14 protein-coding genes and 4 pseudogenes are annotated in these 16,295 nt (G+C 60.3%); 12 read left to right on the plus strand and 6 right to left on the minus strand.

Annotated elements, in window-relative coordinates; genetic code table 11:
• Nucleotides 1–3: 3 nt before the first annotated feature.
• The 6 genes and pseudogenes from K6N12_RS26135 to K6N12_RS35020 all read left to right on the plus strand — a co-directional run bounded on the left by K6N12_RS26135 (nucleotide 4) and on the right by K6N12_RS35020 (nucleotide 3,973).
• The gene (locus K6N12_RS26135; protein WP_131711483.1) at nucleotides 4–942 is read left to right on the plus strand and encodes a glycoside hydrolase family 26 protein; all 939 of its coding nucleotides are present in this window, start codon (nucleotides 4–6) and stop codon (nucleotides 940–942) included.
• An 18-nt stretch (nucleotides 943–960) separates the two neighbouring features.
• Nucleotides 961–1,470, plus strand: a complete 510-nt coding sequence (locus tag K6N12_RS26140) for a DUF995 domain-containing protein (RefSeq protein WP_131711437.1) — start codon at nucleotides 961–963, stop codon at nucleotides 1,468–1,470.
• A 182-nt stretch (nucleotides 1,471–1,652) separates the two neighbouring features.
• On the plus strand, nucleotides 1,653–1,844 hold the full coding sequence (locus tag K6N12_RS26145; RefSeq protein WP_131711438.1) for a hypothetical protein: 192 nt from the start codon (nucleotides 1,653–1,655) through the stop codon (nucleotides 1,842–1,844).
• 117 nt (nucleotides 1,845–1,961) lie between these two features.
• Nucleotides 1,962–2,831 carry an NmrA family NAD(P)-binding protein gene (locus K6N12_RS26150; RefSeq protein ID WP_222135052.1) on the plus strand — a complete coding sequence of 290 codons (870 nt, stop codon included), beginning with the start codon at nucleotides 1,962–1,964 and terminating at the stop codon, nucleotides 2,829–2,831.
• 486 nt (nucleotides 2,832–3,317) lie between these two features.
• The gene (locus K6N12_RS34270) at nucleotides 3,318–3,449 is read left to right on the plus strand and encodes a glycoside hydrolase family 15 protein (RefSeq protein WP_245500064.1); all 132 of its coding nucleotides are present in this window, start codon (nucleotides 3,318–3,320) and stop codon (nucleotides 3,447–3,449) included.
• Nucleotides 3,449–3,973 (plus strand): annotated as a pseudogene (locus tag K6N12_RS35020) (glycoside hydrolase family 15 protein). Before K6N12_RS34270 ends, K6N12_RS35020 begins: the two are co-directional and overlap by 1 nt.
• Before the next feature lie 124 nt (nucleotides 3,974–4,097).
• Here the strand turns inward: K6N12_RS35020 and K6N12_RS26160 are convergent.
• A complete protein-coding gene (locus tag K6N12_RS26160) occupies nucleotides 4,098–4,718 on the minus strand; it encodes a LysE family translocator (RefSeq protein WP_131711440.1) in 621 nt (206 codons plus the stop codon).
• Nucleotides 4,719–4,808: 90 nt separating this feature from the next.
• A complete protein-coding gene (locus K6N12_RS26165; protein ID WP_131711484.1) occupies nucleotides 4,809–5,747 on the minus strand; it encodes an adenylate/guanylate cyclase domain-containing protein in 939 nt (312 codons plus the stop codon).
• A gap of 476 nt (nucleotides 5,748–6,223) precedes the next feature.
• On the opposite strand from K6N12_RS26165, the pseudogene K6N12_RS34280 reads away from it, so the two are divergent.
• A pseudogene (locus K6N12_RS34280) lies at nucleotides 6,224–6,430 on the plus strand (SDR family oxidoreductase); the annotation flags it as partial.
• 124 nt (nucleotides 6,431–6,554) lie between these two features.
• On the opposite strand, the gene K6N12_RS26175 reads toward K6N12_RS34280, so the two are convergent.
• Both K6N12_RS26175 and K6N12_RS34835 read right to left on the minus strand, forming a co-directional pair.
• Nucleotides 6,555–7,850: an epoxide hydrolase family protein gene (locus K6N12_RS26175; protein ID WP_222149014.1), complete on the minus strand. Its 1,296-nt coding sequence runs from the start codon at nucleotides 7,848–7,850 to the stop codon at nucleotides 6,555–6,557.
• Nucleotides 7,851–8,086: 236 nt separating this feature from the next.
• A pseudogene (locus K6N12_RS34835) lies at nucleotides 8,087–8,403 on the minus strand (response regulator transcription factor); the annotation flags it as partial.
• A gap of 245 nt (nucleotides 8,404–8,648) precedes the next feature.
• Here K6N12_RS34835 and K6N12_RS26180 point away from each other — a divergent pair.
• A complete protein-coding gene (locus K6N12_RS26180) occupies nucleotides 8,649–9,581 on the plus strand; it encodes a LysR family transcriptional regulator (protein ID WP_131711442.1) in 933 nt (310 codons plus the stop codon).
• A 275-nt stretch (nucleotides 9,582–9,856) separates the two neighbouring features.
• Here K6N12_RS26180 and K6N12_RS26185 read toward each other — a convergent pair whose 3' ends face one another.
• Nucleotides 9,857–10,525 carry a VOC family protein gene (locus K6N12_RS26185; protein ID WP_131711443.1) on the minus strand — a complete coding sequence of 223 codons (669 nt, stop codon included), beginning with the start codon at nucleotides 10,523–10,525 and terminating at the stop codon, nucleotides 9,857–9,859.
• Nucleotides 10,526–10,728: 203 nt separating this feature from the next.
• Here K6N12_RS26185 and K6N12_RS26190 point away from each other — a divergent pair.
• The 4 genes and pseudogenes from K6N12_RS26190 to K6N12_RS26205 all read left to right on the plus strand — a co-directional run bounded on the left by K6N12_RS26190 (nucleotide 10,729) and on the right by K6N12_RS26205 (nucleotide 14,570).
• Nucleotides 10,729–12,015 (plus strand): annotated as a pseudogene (locus K6N12_RS26190) (epoxide hydrolase family protein).
• 37 nt (nucleotides 12,016–12,052) lie between these two features.
• Nucleotides 12,053–12,862, plus strand: a complete 810-nt coding sequence (locus tag K6N12_RS26195; RefSeq protein WP_131711444.1) for an SDR family NAD(P)-dependent oxidoreductase — start codon at nucleotides 12,053–12,055, stop codon at nucleotides 12,860–12,862.
• A gap of 35 nt (nucleotides 12,863–12,897) precedes the next feature.
• The gene (locus tag K6N12_RS26200; RefSeq protein ID WP_131711445.1) at nucleotides 12,898–13,926 is read left to right on the plus strand and encodes a D-cysteine desulfhydrase family protein; all 1,029 of its coding nucleotides are present in this window, start codon (nucleotides 12,898–12,900) and stop codon (nucleotides 13,924–13,926) included.
• A gap of 50 nt (nucleotides 13,927–13,976) precedes the next feature.
• Nucleotides 13,977–14,570 (plus strand): NADPH-dependent FMN reductase, encoded by a 594-nt coding sequence (locus K6N12_RS26205; protein WP_222135053.1) that lies wholly within the window; start codon nucleotides 13,977–13,979, stop codon nucleotides 14,568–14,570.
• 53 nt (nucleotides 14,571–14,623) lie between these two features.
• Here the strand turns inward: K6N12_RS26205 and K6N12_RS26210 are convergent, their stop codons facing one another.
• Nucleotides 14,624–16,171 (minus strand): aldehyde dehydrogenase (NADP(+)), encoded by a 1,548-nt coding sequence (locus tag K6N12_RS26210; protein WP_131711446.1) that lies wholly within the window; start codon nucleotides 16,169–16,171, stop codon nucleotides 14,624–14,626.
• Between the last annotated feature and the right edge of the window lie 124 nt (nucleotides 16,172–16,295).

Consider the following 16,295-nt stretch of genomic DNA (forward strand, 5'->3'; position numbering starts at 1 on the left):
CTGTTGTCGTTAACCGGCCTGTTGCTGTCGGGAGTCACGGTCCTGCCGACCGCTCTGGGCAGCTTTGCCGAAGGGCAGCCGCTTACAGTGACGACATCGTCGATCGCGCCGCCGGCCAAAATGCCGGTCGTCACCAAGGAGTCGATCACGTTCGGCGCCTATGATCCGCATGGAGATCTAGGCGCCTCGCCCGATTCGAAGATCGAACACCTCTTCCTGCCCTGGGAAGATGTCGATCTGGGCACGCTCGCGGTCGCCGACAATTATGCGCAGGCGCGTGGCCGCACGCTGCTGATCTCGGTCGAGCCCTGGACCTGGTCACCCGATTGGCGCCAAACCTCGCAGGAACTGCTGCACAGCATCCTGGACGGTTCGCGCGATGCGAACATGGCTGCCGTCTGCTCGACTGCTGCCGAGCTGAAAAGCCCGGTCATCATTCGCTGGGGACAGGAAATGGACGAAACCGACAGCCAGTTCTCATGGTCGCATTGGCAGGGCGCCGATTATGTCAAGGCCTATCGGCGGATGGTGGAGGTCTGCAAGGTCCACCTGAAGACGGCCAAATACATGTGGTCACCGAAGGGCAATGAGGGGCTTCAAGCCTTTTATCCCGGCAATGATGTCGTCGATCTCATCGGGCTCTCGGTCTTTGGTCTGGAACAATACGACAGGTACAAGACTGGCCGTGACCAGACGTTTGCCGAACACCTTGCGCCCGGATACGCCCGTGTCGCCGGTTACGGCAAGCCCATCATGGTTGCCGAACTCGGCTACGAAGGCGGCGATTCCTTCGTGCGAAACTGGGCTGAGAGCGTAACAAAACGCTATCCCCAGTTCCCGGCCCTGAGCGCCGTTATCTACTTCAACGACCGCGAAGTCTATCCGTGGCCGGACGGCTATGGCCGCCCCGACTGGCGGGTCGTCCGCGAAAGCATCAATTGAACAACAAGGAACCTCAACATGTCCAAACTTCAAAAAATGCTCCTGGCCGTGGCCCTGACCAGCAGTATCGCCACGGCCGCGTCCGCTGCCGGAACCAATGAGCCCGCGGGGAGCGAGACCGCAAAGCCGATGAGCAGCGCGGAAATCTATCAGCTCTACAACCAGAAATCCTGGATGTGGAAAGCCGGTGCCGGCTACTTCTCCACAAAGGCGCGCCGCTTTACCGCCTGGTCGCGGGAAAGCGGCTCGCCGTCTTTCGGCACGGGCCGTTGGTTCATCACGGAAACGGGTAAACTCTGCTTCAACGCCGACTGGCACGCCAAGACCGGAACGGCGACTGCAATCACCTGCTTCAGCCACCGCAAGAAGGGCGGCCTGATCTATCAGAAACGCGAACCGGACGGTGAATGGTACGTTTTCAAGAGCGCACCGGCACAAGCCACCGACGAATTCGCAAAGCTTCGCCACGGCGACTACGCGAGCTCTCAATTGGGGAGGATTGAGGCGAGCGTCAGTAGGGCCAAGTAAAGGCGAAGCAGGGGGTTGCGCGCGGCCGAGGCGCCATCTGTGTCCTTGTAGGAGCCGATGCCTGCGCGCAACCCTTTCATAAAAGATCGCGAAGCGCCTTCAAAATCAAAGAGGCGGCGAACGGACACTCGGGTGTCCCGTCGACTGTTCCGATTAATATCGCGATAGTGTTCAATTGAGCAATGGCACCGCAGGCAGAGCCTGGAAGGGCGCAACCGACGACGCTGATCCGCAGGGGGCAAACCAGAACCGCCGATCGCGATGTTGCGTGGCAGGCCGCCGGCAAGAACGGCTTCAACCATCGATTTGGCGCCGCGCAGGTCCCGGACTTTCTGCTCGAAGGCCTCGTCAACGTTGCCTCGCCCAACAAATGAGCAGCCGCCGGGTTATGGCAAGTCCAGGCGAAAAGTGCTCCGCATCAGTGAGAAACCGGAAGGAACCCCTTGCACGCGTGAAACGTTTCGTCCCGCATCTTTGATGGAGACAGCACCATGTACATTGTTGTCGGCGGGACGGGCCACGTCGGCTTCGGCGTGGCGAAGACGCTTCTCGACGAGGGCGAGGCCGTCACCGTCGTCACGCGAAACCCTGATAAGGCCGCCGCTTGGCGCCAGCAGGGCGCGAAGGTCGCGCTCGTCGACGTCCACGACGTAGCCTCGATGCGGGAGGCGTTCCGCCAAGAGAAGCGGGCCTTCCTACTTAACCCGAACGCGGACGTATCGAGCGACACGGATCGGGAGGAACGCGAGACCGTGCGCTGCCTGCTTCAGGCGATTGAAGGGTCCGGACTCGAGAAGGTGGTGGCGCACTCAACCATGGGCGCGCAGCCGGGCGAGGAATGCGGCGATCTCAACGTCCTTTACGAACTGGAATTGGGCCTGAGGAACCAGCCAATTCCTGCCAGTATCATCCGCGCAGCTTACTTCTACAGCAATTGGGATGCGATGGTGGGATCCGTCACGAAGGACGGGGTGCTATCGACCATGCTCCCCGCCGACCTCAAGCTGCCGATGGTCGCGCCGGAGGATCTAGGAAAGGTGGCCGCGCAGCTATTGCAGGCGCCGGTCGAACAGATCGGCACATATCCCGTAGAGGGGCCGAACCGGTACTCCCCTAATGATGTCGCCGCGGCCTTCGCAGGCGCTCTCGGCCGGACCGTTCGCGTCGACGTGATCCCGCGCGAAAGCTGGCAAGACGCATTTCGCGGCTTTGGCTTCTCCGACGCAGCGGCTCGGTCATATGCAAGGATGACGGCTCTCACCGCCGATGGTCCCGAGTATCCCGAGAATCCTATTCGCGGCTCGATCTCGCTCCAAACCTACATAAGCAAACTCGTTCTGGCTCATCCTGACGCCTCCTGATGGGAGGAAGGAATCCGATTTCGGTTCGAGCTGCAACTCGAGAGGCTGGGCAAATTCTACTGCCATTGTCACCGAGATGGGTGTTCTCGCGCATGAGAGACCATGGCGGCAGGCCAACAGGAACGGCTGCTCTACATGTTGAAGACATCAGCAAAGCTCATTGGAATTCGACGACACCATCAAATGGGATAGGGCGCTCCGATTTGCGGTTCGCTGACGCAATTCACTTGCCAGGAACAACGCGCTTCCGATTGGCGTTATTGGTCGTGGCGATGAAGCTTCCTTTTGATCGATGCTCGAACATCACGATGAACCTCGGACTTAACAACAGACGTGTTCTCGTGACGGGGGGCAACTCTGGTCTCGGCGCGGCGATCTCTAGGGCCTTCGCCGCCGAGGGTGCACGAGTTGCAATAAACTACCTGGGTACAAATCGACGTCTATGGCGAACTGATCGACACTCTGAATGCTGCGCGCGATGCCGAACTGCAGCCGCAAGAGGAGGCGTGGCGGCTGCAAAAGGTGCTGCTCGCTCACCTGATGACTGCGTGGCAAACGCTGGATCGGGGCATCTGGGAAGTCGGGGGGCCGGCGCGGGCATTCAGCCCTCGCGCATGATGGCTTGGGTGGCATTCGACCGAGCCTTCATCTGCACCGAGCGGCATGGTCTTGAAGGCCCTGTCGCGGAGTGGCGTGAGATGCGCCAGCAAATTCATGCCGAGATCTGTTCCAAAGGCTTCGATGAGAAAAAGAACAGCTTTGTGCAATACTAAGGCGGTGACACGCTCGATGCGAGCCTGTTGCTGATGCCACAGGTTGGCTTTTTGCCAGCCGACGACCCGCGCGTCATTGGTACAATCGCCGCGGTGGAGCGGGAGCTTCTGCAGGGTGGGCTCGTTATGCGCTACTCCACGAACGAGACCGACGATGGGGTCGGCGGCCGGGAAGGCGCATTCCTGGCGTGCAGCTTCTGGCTGGCTGATGCCTATGTGCTCACTGGTCGCCGGCAGGATGCACAAAGGTTGTTCGACCCCTCCGTCGGGCGCTGTCCAAGGTGGGCGCGCTCGGCGACCGATCCTCAAAGGCCAGAGATGTGTTGCTGGGTGTCGGTAGGATGGCAAGCAAGGTTTCCGATAGTATAGGCTCAAAATCACCCTCTGCGCCAGAACCAAAACAACGGTGCAACGGCGCTCAGCACAATGATAGCCCACGCAAACGGATTTCCCAGGTCCAATTCAGCTCTGGCATGAAACTTTCGTGTTGATCCTACTGCCGCGATAGGAGAAGTTTTGTGCCGAAGCCGATGAACACGGTCGCCACACCGACATCAATCTTGCGCTTTGCCCTGAGATAGCCGGCGGCCACCGCTGGATGGGTAATCAGGCTGATCAGGCAGGTGTAGTAGATGGTTGAGATCATCATCATCTCGGCAATTGCAGCCGCGCCGTAATAGAAGGGTGTGCCCGCCGGCATTGTCGCGGCGAAAAGCGACGCGACGAAAAGCGCTGTTTTCGGATTGGCAAGGTTAGTCGCAAGACCCATGCGATAAGCTGTGGCTAATGGTACTTCAATGCACGCCGGCAAAATGTCCGCATCGCCGCCGCGTGCTTTCCGTACGTCGAGGAAGAGTTTCAGCCCGAGCCAAACAAGGTAGAGCCCGCCGGCGAATTTCAGAGCCAGATAGGCAAACGGAGCGGCCTGAAACAACACGTTGATGCCCAACCATCCCGCCAGGCCCCAAGCGAACGTCCCAGTGACGGTACCGCAAGCCGCGGTGAGCGCAACCTTGCGTGTCGATGTCAGGCAATAGCGGATGGACAGCAGCGTGTTTGGTCCGGGCGTCATGGAGGCGATGGCCCAGATTGCCGCAACTGAAAGGAAAAACATGCGATCCTCGATTTCGCTTGTGGCAGCTGTGCGCCTTGGTTGAGCCGCAGGTAAAGACAATAAACGCGGCAGCTTCTGTGTTTGATAATTCTACCTGCCCGGTCCCGCGAGCATCAGACGCGCCAAGTCACAAAATTGTCCTTGGGGATATCTGGCAAGGTAGGCTTCGATCATTGCAGCATTCCCATCACTGCGTACCGTGTCCCAGAAGGCAACTTCGACCGCCAGCTCTTCCGTCGACGGCTTGCCGTTTTCAAGGCGAGCCTGCGCCAGATCGACAAACTTGCCGTTCGGATATCGCGTCAAATACTGTCGGTACTCATTGGGGTCATTGCTTTCCCGTACAGAGTCCCAGTAAGCAATCTCGACCTGCTGCATGTCGTCGGGGGTTCGGTAATCGGTCGGTATCGGTTCGGCATGCTGTACCCAAGTGCCTTTGTCGCTCCCATCGTCGAGATACGGGAAGCGGGGCTCGGGTCCATCGATGATCGGGTCTGCCTCCCGGTCGAACTGCACCCGGAAGACCCTCAGCGGTCTTGCGATGTTTTTAAATGTCTGCTCACCAAGATCTTCGAACGTCGCGTCGACACGATCCCGCAGGTGGTCTCTGACACCGCGGGTGACGCAGATGCCGCCGACATCCGCCATGCCTTCCAACCGAGCCGCGATATTTACACCATCGCCAAAGATATTCCCGTTCTTGACTAGAATGTCGCCGACGTTAATGCCGATACGAAAATTCATGCGCTCTTCGTCAGGTAAAGCTTGGTTGGCGCGCCAGATAGATTGCTGCATTGCAACGGCGGCATTGAACGCGAGCACGATCGATGGGAATTCAGCAAGAACGCTGTCACCAGCCGTCCCGAAGATTTCCCCCTTTGCCCGTTCGATGATGCCGTCGACGATCGTGCGATGCGAAGTCAGAGTAGCCAGAGTCCGCTCCTCGTTTACATGCATGAGCCGGGAATAACCCTCCACGTCGGCAGCGAGGATGGCGGCTAGCTTTCGATCAAGAGGAGGAGCTTCCATGCGCGTGTCCAAAGTGGCCTCTCCGCAAAGAAAGGCCGGCGAGAGCTTTTGTTCCCTTGGCCTCGGTGATGCTGATACCATACCTTGATGCCCGGCCGAAAAACACATCGGTCTGGTGTGCCTCCCGAAAGATGCATAAGCAACATCACATAATCGGCGCGATAGGGTACTGGCGAGTGTGCCACAGAGGCGGATGTTTTCTCAACCGGGCGCGAAGGGAGACACGTACAGTACATTCCTATATCTATGGAAAATAGTTGAAGTGACTGCGGAGAGAGAAAGCCACGCTGGTTTCAAACTTCGGGATCGCCGGCAGAACAACCGTCTAGCGGAACGCCCATTGCGCGGAGTGTTTGCCCACTCTCCCGGAGGGATATGCAGGAGCGAACTCAAAGGTGGGGATAAGACCTGGGACAAGGTCACAGTGAGCGAAGCTTGAGTTGTAATTGACTGCAACTGAGTTCGAGATCCCGCCTGCTTCCAAGGGAGCGCTGGAGACATTGACACTGGCGCTGGCCCCTGAAGTTGCAACGCTCGGGATTACCGTCAATGCCGTGCTGCCGGGTGTGAAAGAAACCGATATGAATGCCGAATAGCTGGCCTCGCCGGACACGCGCGCCGGCGCGGAAGCGCTGTCGGTCTTCTCAAGTGTCGGACAGGCGGAGGACGTCGCCCACGTCATGCTCCCGCGCAGAAGTGCAGGAAGCTGGAAACCTTCCCAATACACATCGGCGGATTTCCCGCACGGCGCCCGATGTGGGCGCCGCATACTAAGATGGCACGAGGGGTGGGGTTTGAAGGCTCGACCTAGATTTGGTCGCGCAAAGACTTGAAAGCTATCCGCAGCTCCGAGGTAAACAGCTCCGGCTGCTCCCAGGCTGCGAAGTGCCCACCCCTAGGTAGCCGATTGTAGTGGATCAGCTTTGGGTATGCTTTTTCGGCCCAGCTTTGTGGCGCCTGGTATATCTCGTCCGGAAAAGCGCTGACAGCGACCGGGATTTTGATGCCACGCGGATCAAAGAAACCGCCAGACGGGAAATGCGCGTTGGCCCAATAGAGTCGTGCTGACGAAATCGCAGTGTTCGTAAGCCAATAAAGGGTGATATTGTCTAGGACGTCGTCTGGCGTAAGGCCTTCATGTTCGCCATCGAAAGACCTTGCGATCATTCGGTAGCTCCGGATGTCATGATCCAGCATCCAGGCCGCGAGCCCGATCGGCGAGTCTACGATTCCATAGAGGGTCTGTGGCCGGTTGTTCATCTCAATCGCGTAGCCAAGCCCATTCTTGTTGAAATCGTCGAGCTGATCGTAGGCCCGCTTCTCGTCTGCTGAGAGATTGGAAGGTGGAATGCCGGCGGCAAGCGCCTTGGTTATCTCGGTAGGGACGGTAGCCGCCATGTTGGTATGGATACCGAGGAGCCCCGCGGGCTCCTGCACCGCCATCAGTTCTGTGACGGCATTGCCCCAATCGCCACCTTGGGCCACATATTTTGAATAGCCGAGGCGTTGCATTAGAACAGCCCATGCTTTGGCAATTCGGGGTGGCGTCCACTCCGCGTTCCTGGGTTTGGCGGAGAATCCATAGCCCGGCAGAGAAGGAATGATCACATGAAAGGCATCAGCTTCGGTGCCACCGAAGGCGGTCGGATCGGTGAGGGGTTTTATGATTTTCATCTGTTCGATAACCGATCCAGGCCAGCCATGGGTGATGATTATCGGCAGCGCATTTTCGTGCTTCGACTTGACATGAATGAAATGGATGTCGAGGCCGTCAATCTCTGTGAGGAACTGTGGAAGGGAACTAAGCCGAGCTTCGACCTTTCGCCAGTCATGGGTCTTCCAATGGTTGGCGAGCTTCTTAATCGTGTCGAGCCTGACGCCCTGGCTGTCGTCTGTGACGTTTTCCTCGTCCGGCCAACGGGTGGCGGCAACGCGTCGATGGAGATCGGCCAGCTGATCCTTGGACGCGGTGAACTTGAAGGGTCGGAACCCAGACACGGTACCGGTCTCTGCGAACGCTTCGGGAAAGACCCCGATAGCGCTGGCGGACGCAGCGACTGCAAGCAGTGTTCGACGGGTTATTTTTGACTCTACTCGGGACATGGCGTCCTCCTCGCTCGTGCGCTGTTCTTTGACGAGGAGGAAATTCGCACTGAAGGCCTTCTGCAACAATTGCACCAAGGTATGCACAACACCTTGGTATTGGCTGGTTCCTCCGACTGTCGCCTCTTCGGCGGCTGGTACGGAGAAGTGCATGGTAACGCACGACCCCTGATTAGGCTCAGCCAAAGCTGCCCACCATGACTCTCAATGATGGAGCGACAGACTGAAAGACCGACTTTCACCCTCGTCGGAACGTCGCCGAAACCGGACACGATATGATGGGCATCCTACTCCGGCTTATCGCAATCATGCTCTGGAGATCGAGGCCGTTTAGTCCTGGCATATTCACGTCGAGCCAGGCAGCAGGGAGAGGCCAGAACCGGTGCTTCGAGAAAACTTTGCGCGGAATCAAAATGCAGCGGAGCCACCCGGCGGAGCCAATCAGCAGCTCCAGCGATTCTCGCACGGAAATATCGTCATCAACGACGAAAACTGTCGGTCGATCCTGATCGCTTGGGTTCAAAGTGGTCACCGTGGAGGTCATCCGGTACATGTGCTCTCCCAAAGCGCTGTCAGGTCGTCGCCAACTTCCCGAAAAAGGTATCTGAAACGTGGCTTAGCGACAAACTCATCAGTTCGCTTAGCAAGCCTGGACAGAATGAGCAGTCCAGCGGGTAAGTCCATTGTACGATGGTATCGGGCCTGAAGGGTCGCGCGTCACCTGCTTGTTGGGTAGAAGGCCGGTGACCGGCAACTTCGCGCGGGTCGCCGGTGCCTAGAGCGGGTCGGGAGCAGATAATGGATCGTATCGATGCAATGAAGGTCTTCGTCACTGCGGTTGAAGAAGGAAGCCTGGCGGGCGCCGCTCGTAGGCTGAAGCGGTCGCCGACTGCGATCAGCCGGGCATTGGGTCTGCTCGAGCAACATGTTGGCGTGGAGCTCCTTCACCGCACGACAAGGAGTCTAAAGCTCAGCGAAGCGGGCCAGCGATATGTCGAAGCATGCCGCAGGGTGCTTGTCGATCTCGAGGAGGCGGACATGATCGCCGGCTCCGAGCGATCCTCTCCGCGAGGAACGTTGACAATTTCGGCGCCCCCCATCCTAGGTGAAGAGGTGCTCCGGCCGATCCTCGACAGCTTTCTGCGTGAGAACGCCAACGTCTCAGTTCGGTTTTTGATGCTCGACCGGTTCGTGAACCTCGTCGACGAGGGAGTGGATGTCGCCCTGAGGATCGGGAATCTCGCCGACTCGACTCACATGTCCACCCGCATCGGCGGAGATGTCCGCCGCGTCGTGGTCGCGGCGCCGCGATATCTCGACAGCCGAGCTCCCATCAACGAGCCGTCGGAACTCTCTCGCCACGACTTGATCGCCTTCTCGAACTTCGGGCTCGAATCCTGGAGCTTTGCGCCGGCCAAAGGTACTTCCGTTCCAAGAACCCTTCACTTCACCCCACGCTATCTGGTCAATAGCGTCCGAGCAGCCGCGGCGTCGGCCGCCGAAGGAATGGGCGTGACCCGGCTCTATTCCTATCATGTCGCGGCATATGTCCGAGACGGCCGCCTCAAAGTCGTCCTTGCTCAGGCGGAGCCACCTGCGCTACCTGTCCACATCCTAACGCCTCAAGGGCGCGCAGCCGTTCCGAAAGTACGAGCCTTCATCGACTTTGCAGTCCCACGTCTACGTTCGGAACTGGGACGCATCGCCGCGGAATCCGGCAGCCTCGAATAATTGTGCCGAAAGCGGTTGGCTGTCTGCGGGTAAATGACGGTTCTCCGCGGCGTTCTCCCCAGCTAATCTCATAGTTGCGGTGAAGAGCTCGGTACCTGCTCAGCGTCCGTATCCGAGGCGGACGGACGAGTGCCGCCGGTAGGCAGAGGGAACGCCGGCCGGAGAGGACCGGCGTTCTTGCGCGACGCTCAGGCGGGGAGGATCGCCTGGGGCGCAGGCTTTCAGACCCGGAGGGGTGGGCGGTCAGAAAGCCGTGAAGTGAAAGATTGAAGCGGTCACGTCGGTAGGGTTTGGCCAGCCTGCTCCTTAACCAGGTAGTCGGCGTACCAGTCCGGCCAGGCGTCGTCGTGCTTGCCGCCGTCGCGCTTCTCATGCTCGCCATGAGCGGAAGCGACCCTTCGCAGCGCCTGTGCGAGGTCGCCGGCGGATGCGAACGCAACGCCTTTGGCGTCGATGCGACCGGGAAGCCTCGCGGTGACCTCCTGTAGCAGCCAGCCGTTGCCGTCGGGGTCTGAGAAGGAGGCGAAAGAACCGTAGCTCGACCGGGACGGATGTGGTCCTGGCAGCCGTTGGTCGGCGCCCTTGTGGTGGAAGACGCCGCCGGCGTCGTGAAAGACGCCACTCATCTCGGCGCCGCGGGAGGCAAGGGCCGCGTGCGCCATCTCGATGTCTGTGACGACGAGGTGGAGGCCCTGAGCGGAACCGGGTGCGGCGGCGGTCACATTCGATCCGAAGATTACGGAGCAAGGCGAGCCCGGCGGGGTCACCTGCACGACGCGAAAGCCTTCTTTGCCCGACACGTCGGCGTCGAGTCTCCAGCCCAGGCCGGTGTAAAAGGACTTGGCCCGATCGACGTCCGACACGGGAATGACGACGACTTCGAGCTTCGTGTCGATGTGATCCGTGCTGACGGAATTGGTTGGGGTGGGTTCCTGGATAGCCATCTCGATCTCCCTGTTAATCGCGGTCATTTTCACCGCGATGGGCACGATGCGCCGTCACTGATCACGATGTCCATTGTCCGAAGGTGTTGATGCGCGAGCACCGATCCATTGGTATCGCCGATACCTTCGAACAATATCTTCGGCAGCCCTGCAGGATGATCCCTAGGACGCAATCAAACCACTCAGTTTCAATGGAGGACGTCATGAGAGCAGCAGTAGAAACGGCAACCGCACTGTCCCCGACGCGGCGGGAACTGCGTGCAGTCACGGCCGCGACCGCGGCCCTCAGCATCCTGCCGAAGCCCGTCCGGGCGACGACGGCAGAAGATGGAATTCGTTCGTTCAAATGCGCTATACCGCAGAAGGAGATCGACGAGGTGCGCCGCCGTGTGCGTGCGACACGTTGGCCTGGCAAGGAGACGGTTTCCGACCGTTCGCAAGGCGCGCAACTTCAAAAGCTAAAGCCGCTCGTTGAGTACTGGGGCGCGGAATACGACTGGCGGAGGGGCGAAAAGAAGCTCAACGCGCATGCGCAGTTCATGACCAGGATCGACGGTCTCGACATTCACTTCATTCACGTCAAGTCCAAACACCCGGACGCGTTGCCGCTAATCATGACACATGGTTGGCCGGGATCTGTGCTCGAACTCATCAAGACCATTGGGCCGCTGACAGATCCGACCGCGCACGGTGGCGCGGCGCAGGACGCCTTCCACGTCGTTATACCGTCGATGCCCGGCTACGGTTTCTCGGAGGTGCCGAGTGATCCCGGGTGGGGACCGGACCGCATCGGGCGCGCATGGCACGTGCTGATGAAGCGGCTCGGCTATGATCGATACGTTTCGCAAGGTGGCGACTGGGGCGCTGTCGTATCCGACAAGATGGCCGCCCAGGCGCCTGAAGGACCGCTCGGCATCCATACCAACATGCCTGCCACCGTTCCTCCGGACATTGCGAAGGCACTCGCCGACGGCAAACCGGCGCCGGTCGGTCTTTCCGAGGACGAAAAGGCCGCCGACGAACAGATGAATGCGCTCTACACAAAGGGCGCCGGCTATGCCCTCATGATGATAACGCGGCCGCAGACGTTGGGCTATGCCTTGACCGATTCACCCGTCGGTCTCGCCGCCTGGTACTAGGACAAGTTCGCCGATTGGACCTACAGCGGCGGCGATCCGGAGAAGTCTCTGACAAAGGACGAGATGCTCGACGACATCTCCCGCTACTGGTTCACAGGGACCGCCACGTCGGGCGCGCGGCTCTACTGGGAGAACAACGCCAACAACTTCAACGCCGTCGACATCAAGATTCCGGCCGCGATCACGGTGTTTCCCGGCGAGATCTACCAGGTTCCGAAGAGCTGGGCGGAGAAGGCGTACCACAACCTCATCTACTACAACAAAGTCGACAAGGGCGGCCATTTCACGGCTTGGGAGCAACCGGACCTTTTCGCATCTGAGCTTCGGGCCGCGTTCAGGACGCTACGCTGACAGCCCACGGTTTTTCACTCTAGCAAGGATAACTTCCATGACGAACTTCCCAACGGGCACGGCCCTCATCACCGGCGCGTCGTCCGGCATCGGTGCGCTCTATGCCGACAGGCTGGCGCGACGCGGCTACGACCTCATACTCGTGGCGCGTAGTCAGGATTCGCTCACAAGGGTTGCAAAGGACATCGCGCAGGCGACAGGCCGCAGCGTGAAAACGGTTCGCGCGAATCTCGGCGAGAGAGACGATCTTCTCAAGGTCGAGGGAATCCTTCGGAGCGACCCGTCGATCACCATGCTCATCAACAACGCCGGGGTCGGGGCCGTCGAGCCTCTCCTGATGTCCGACGTCGAGGCGATGGAGCGGATGATCAAGCTGAACGTCACGGCCCTGACCCGTCTTGTCTATGCCGTCGCGCCGTCGTTCGTGGCCCGCGAGCACGGCACGATCGTCAACATGGCTTCCGCATTGGGGATCGCGCCTGAGATCCTCAACGGCGTCTACGGCGCGACGAAGGCGTTCGTCATCGCCCTGACTTTCTCGCTGCAGAAGGAGCTGGCCGAAAAGAATATTCGAATCCAGGCAGTCCTTCCCGGCGCGGTGGAGACTCCGTTCTGGGAAGCGTCGGGGGGCTCGCTCGACCGTCTTCCCGACCAGATCGTCATGAAGGCGGAAGACGCCGTCGATGCGGCACTCGCCGGTCTCGACATGGGCGAGCTGATCACTCTTCCCTCGGTTCCTGACATCGCCGACTGGAACTCATATGAGGCGGCTCGTCAAAAGCTGATGCCGAACCTCTCTCGCAACGTTCCCGCCCCGCGCTACCGGACGTCGGCACTGGCGTCCTGACACCCGTGCGACAACACTCAAGAAGCGAGGCAAAGATGTCCGACTGGGACCTTTTGAACCGGTTTTCGCGCGTACGCCTGGTGAAGGGACCGACGCCGATCCAGCGGCTGGATCGTCTGGAGCAAGTGCTCGGCGAGAGCCGAAGAGGCGTCTCGATCTGGGCGAAGAGAGACGATCTGATGGAACTCGGGGGTGGGGGCAACAAGCTCCGCAAGCTTGAATTCCTGATCGGCGAGGCCCGGTCGAAAGGCTGCGATACCCTCGTCGTAACCGGCGGCGTGCAGTCAAATTTCGCCCGTCTGGCCGCGGCCGCCTGCGCCAGAACCGGACTGGCATGCGAGGTCGTTCTGGCTCAAATGGTGCCCCGCGGGACCGAGATCTACCAGGCCAACGGCAACGTCTTGTTGGACTGGATCTTTGGCGCCCGCGTACACCTCCTCGGCACGGGCGATGATGCGAGCGCGTTCGCCACGGCCCGCGCGTCGGAGATCGCCGCGGCCGGAGGGAAGGCTTTCGTGGGCACGCTTGGCGGTTCGACGCCGGTCGGAGCTCTGGGTTACGTCGACTGCGCATTCGAAATCGCAGCGCAATCGACTGAGATCGGCATCGCGTTCGACCACGTCGTCATCCCGAACGGTAGCGGCGGCATGCACGCCGGTCTGGCCGTGGGAGATGCCCTGGTCGGAAAAAATCCTTCCAGGATCAAAGCATACACCGTGCTCTCGCCAGCGGAGAAATGCGTCGCCGCGACGGTGGAGAAGGTCAATGCGGTCCTCGACCTCCTCGGGAAGAAAAACCGCATTCGAGCGGAGGAGCTGGCGATAGACGGCGCGCAGCTTGGTGGCGGCTACGGCATGCCGACGTCCGAAATGATTGATGCGATCAGGCTCGTCGGCCGCTCTGAAGGTCTGCTTCTGGATCCCGTCTACGGAGCGAAAGCCTTTGCCGGCCTGCTGTCCGATATCGAAAACGAAGTCATCGCGCCAGGATCCAACGTCCTGTTCGTCATGACGGGAGGTTCTCCTGGGCTTTATGCCTATGCAGACGCCCTGAGTAGCGACTGATCCTCTCCCAGAGGGTCATTATCATCAACCGACATAAAATTAGGAACGCCATGCCTACGAAACCAAAGATCGCCATCATCATCGGCTCCACCCGGCCGACCCGTTTCGCCGACAAGCCCGCACAGTGGATACTGAAGCAGGCTCAGGCCCGCGACGATATCGACGTCGAAATCGTCGATCTGCGTGACCATCCCCTGCCGTTCTTCGACGAGGTGGCGTCGAACGCCTACGCACCCAGCCAGAGTGCCGAAGCCGTTCGTTGGCAGCACACCGTCGCCCGCTACGACGGGTACATCTTCGTTGTCGCTGAATACAATCGCTCGATCACCGGCGTGCTGATGAACGCCCTCGACCAGTCCTATGTGGAATGGGCGCGCAAGCCGTTCACTGCGATCGCCTACGGCACCGCGGGCGGGTCGCGTGCTCTCGAGCATCTTCGCGGCATCGGCGTAGAGCTGCAGATGGTTTCGACCCATGCGGCCGTTCATATTGGCGGCAGCGACTTCTTCACCGTTTTCTCGATGGGCGGCAACAAGCCGATCGAAGAAATCGAAGCCAATCTCCTGCCATCGGCGAAGACTGCGCTCGACGAGCTGGTGTGGTGGGCGAAGGCCACGATGGCTGCGAAGGCTTCAGAGGTCTAACCCTTGCCGGACAAGGAGCGGGGGCGTGAGCCGTCCCGCTCCGTTTTTATCTTCTACACGCGAGGGGCGGACCGACCGTCCTTGAGAGGGGCAGGAAGCAGGTCGACCGGAAAGTCCTGGTAGGAGACGGGTCGCAGGAAACGATAGATCGCCAATGTACCCACCGACGTCGATCTTCCGTCCGACGTCGCCGGATAAGGTCCACCATGGACCATCGCCGGGGAGACTTCGACGCCCGTCCCGAAGCCGTTGACGAGGAGCCGGCCGGCGAGAAGTTCCAACTGGGGGATCATCTGCGAGGCCGCATCGACGTCCTTGGCATCCACGTGTAGCGCGATCGTCAACTGTCCTTCTAAGGATTCGACCACTTTACGGAGGTCGTCGTCGTCGTGGCAACGAACGATCAGCCCCGCCGCGCCGAACACCTCTTCCTCGAGCTCTGGATTGGCGAGAAAGGCAGCCGCCGTCGTCTCGAAAAGCGCGGCGGACGCTTGATGAGCCGTTCCGTTTTTCCCCGCAGAGACGTGTGAGACGGACGGTGAAGACAACAGCCTTGCCACGCCCTTTCGATACGCCTCGTAGATGCCGCCTGTGAGCATGGTCTGAGCCGGCGCTTCGGCCAACGCCTCCGCTGCGCTCTCGATGAAAGCGTCGAGGCCCGCTCCCTCGATGGCGATGATCAGCCCAGGATTCGTGCAGAATTGACCGGCGCCGAGGGTCAGCGAAGCCGCGAACGATCTCCCGATTTCCGCGCCCCGGCCCAGCAGTGCATTTGGATAGAGGATGACGGGGTTGATGCTGCTCATTTCGGCGTAGACGGGTATCGGCTGCTTCCGCTCCGACGCGATCTTCATCAACGCGGTGCCGCCGCGGCGCGAGCCGGTGAAACCAACTGCGCGTACCCGGTGGTCGGCGACCAGGGTCTGGCCGACCTCGAATCCTGCGTCGAACAACAGCGCGAAAGTCCCCGACGGGAGCCCGCATGCCGCGACGGCGTCGACGACGGCCCTGCCAACCAGTGCAGAGGTTCCGGGATGGGCGGAGTGGGCCTTGACGATCACCGGACAGCCGGCGGCGAGGGCGGAGGCAGTGTCGCCGCCAGCGACGGAAAAGGCTAGGGGGAAGTTCGACGCCCCAAACACTACGACCGGTCCGAGAGCGATGTTGCGGAGCCGAAGATCAGGCTTCGCCACCGGCTTGCGGTCGGCGTCGGCGGGATCGAAACGCAGTTCCTGGAAAACGCCGTCGCGGACTTCCTTCGCGAAGAGCCGAAGCTGTCCGACCGTTCGGGCACGCTCTCCTTCGATGCGGCCGCGCGGCAGTCCCGTCTCGTCGATTGCTCGTAGGACAAGTTCATCCCCGATGGCTAGAATTCCTTCCGCGATCGCTTCCAGGAAGCGAGCCCGATCATCGAGCGATGTTTCCTTGTAGACCGGGAAGGCGTCCCAAGCCAAAGACGCGGCCTGCTCGACCTGCTCCCTGGTCGCGCCCGCAAAGCTCGGCACCATGGAGCTGCCGTTGGCTGGGTTGGTCGCGGAGAATGTCGCGGCCGCGCCGCGCATGCTCGCGCCGCCGATGAGGAGGTCGCTTGAGAGTGTCATTGTGGATCCTTTCGAAACGAAGAGCCAATACTGTCCTCCACTCATGTGGGAGGCTCGACGCGAACCTTTGGCAGTTGGCTTTGACCTCAAATAGGCGTCGACGCGAGGCCTGCCAACCTCGGCA

Origin of the sequence: Rhizobium redzepovicii (assembly GCF_019793435.1) — a bacterium.
Lineage (GTDB): Bacteria > Pseudomonadota > Alphaproteobacteria > Rhizobiales > Rhizobiaceae > Rhizobium > Rhizobium redzepovicii.

Coding starts and splice junctions, on each gene's coding strand:
- K6N12_RS26160 (WP_131711440.1), bottom strand. CDS start 4,718: ATGTTTTTCCTTTCAGTTGCGGCAATCTGGGCCATCGCCTCCATGACG.
- K6N12_RS26200 (WP_131711445.1), top strand. CDS start 12,898: ATGTCCGACTGGGACCTTTTGAACCGGTTTTCGCGCGTACGCCTGGTG.
- K6N12_RS26210 (WP_131711446.1), bottom strand. CDS start 16,171: ATGACACTCTCAAGCGACCTCCTCATCGGCGGCGCGAGCATGCGCGGC.
- K6N12_RS26195 (WP_131711444.1), top strand. CDS start 12,053: ATGACGAACTTCCCAACGGGCACGGCCCTCATCACCGGCGCGTCGTCC.
- K6N12_RS26205 (WP_222135053.1), top strand. CDS start 13,977: ATGCCTACGAAACCAAAGATCGCCATCATCATCGGCTCCACCCGGCCG.
- K6N12_RS26145 (WP_131711438.1), top strand. CDS start 1,653: ATGGCACCGCAGGCAGAGCCTGGAAGGGCGCAACCGACGACGCTGATC.
- K6N12_RS26165 (WP_131711484.1), bottom strand. CDS start 5,747: ATGGAAGCTCCTCCTCTTGATCGAAAGCTAGCCGCCATCCTCGCTGCC.
- K6N12_RS26150 (WP_222135052.1), top strand. CDS start 1,962: ATGTACATTGTTGTCGGCGGGACGGGCCACGTCGGCTTCGGCGTGGCG.
- K6N12_RS26180 (WP_131711442.1), top strand. CDS start 8,649: ATGGATCGTATCGATGCAATGAAGGTCTTCGTCACTGCGGTTGAAGAA.
- K6N12_RS26175 (WP_222149014.1), bottom strand. CDS start 7,850: ATGTCCCGAGTAGAGTCAAAAATAACCCGTCGAACACTGCTTGCAGTC.
- K6N12_RS26185 (WP_131711443.1), bottom strand. CDS start 10,525: ATGGCTATCCAGGAACCCACCCCAACCAATTCCGTCAGCACGGATCAC.
- K6N12_RS26140 (WP_131711437.1), top strand. CDS start 961: ATGTCCAAACTTCAAAAAATGCTCCTGGCCGTGGCCCTGACCAGCAGT.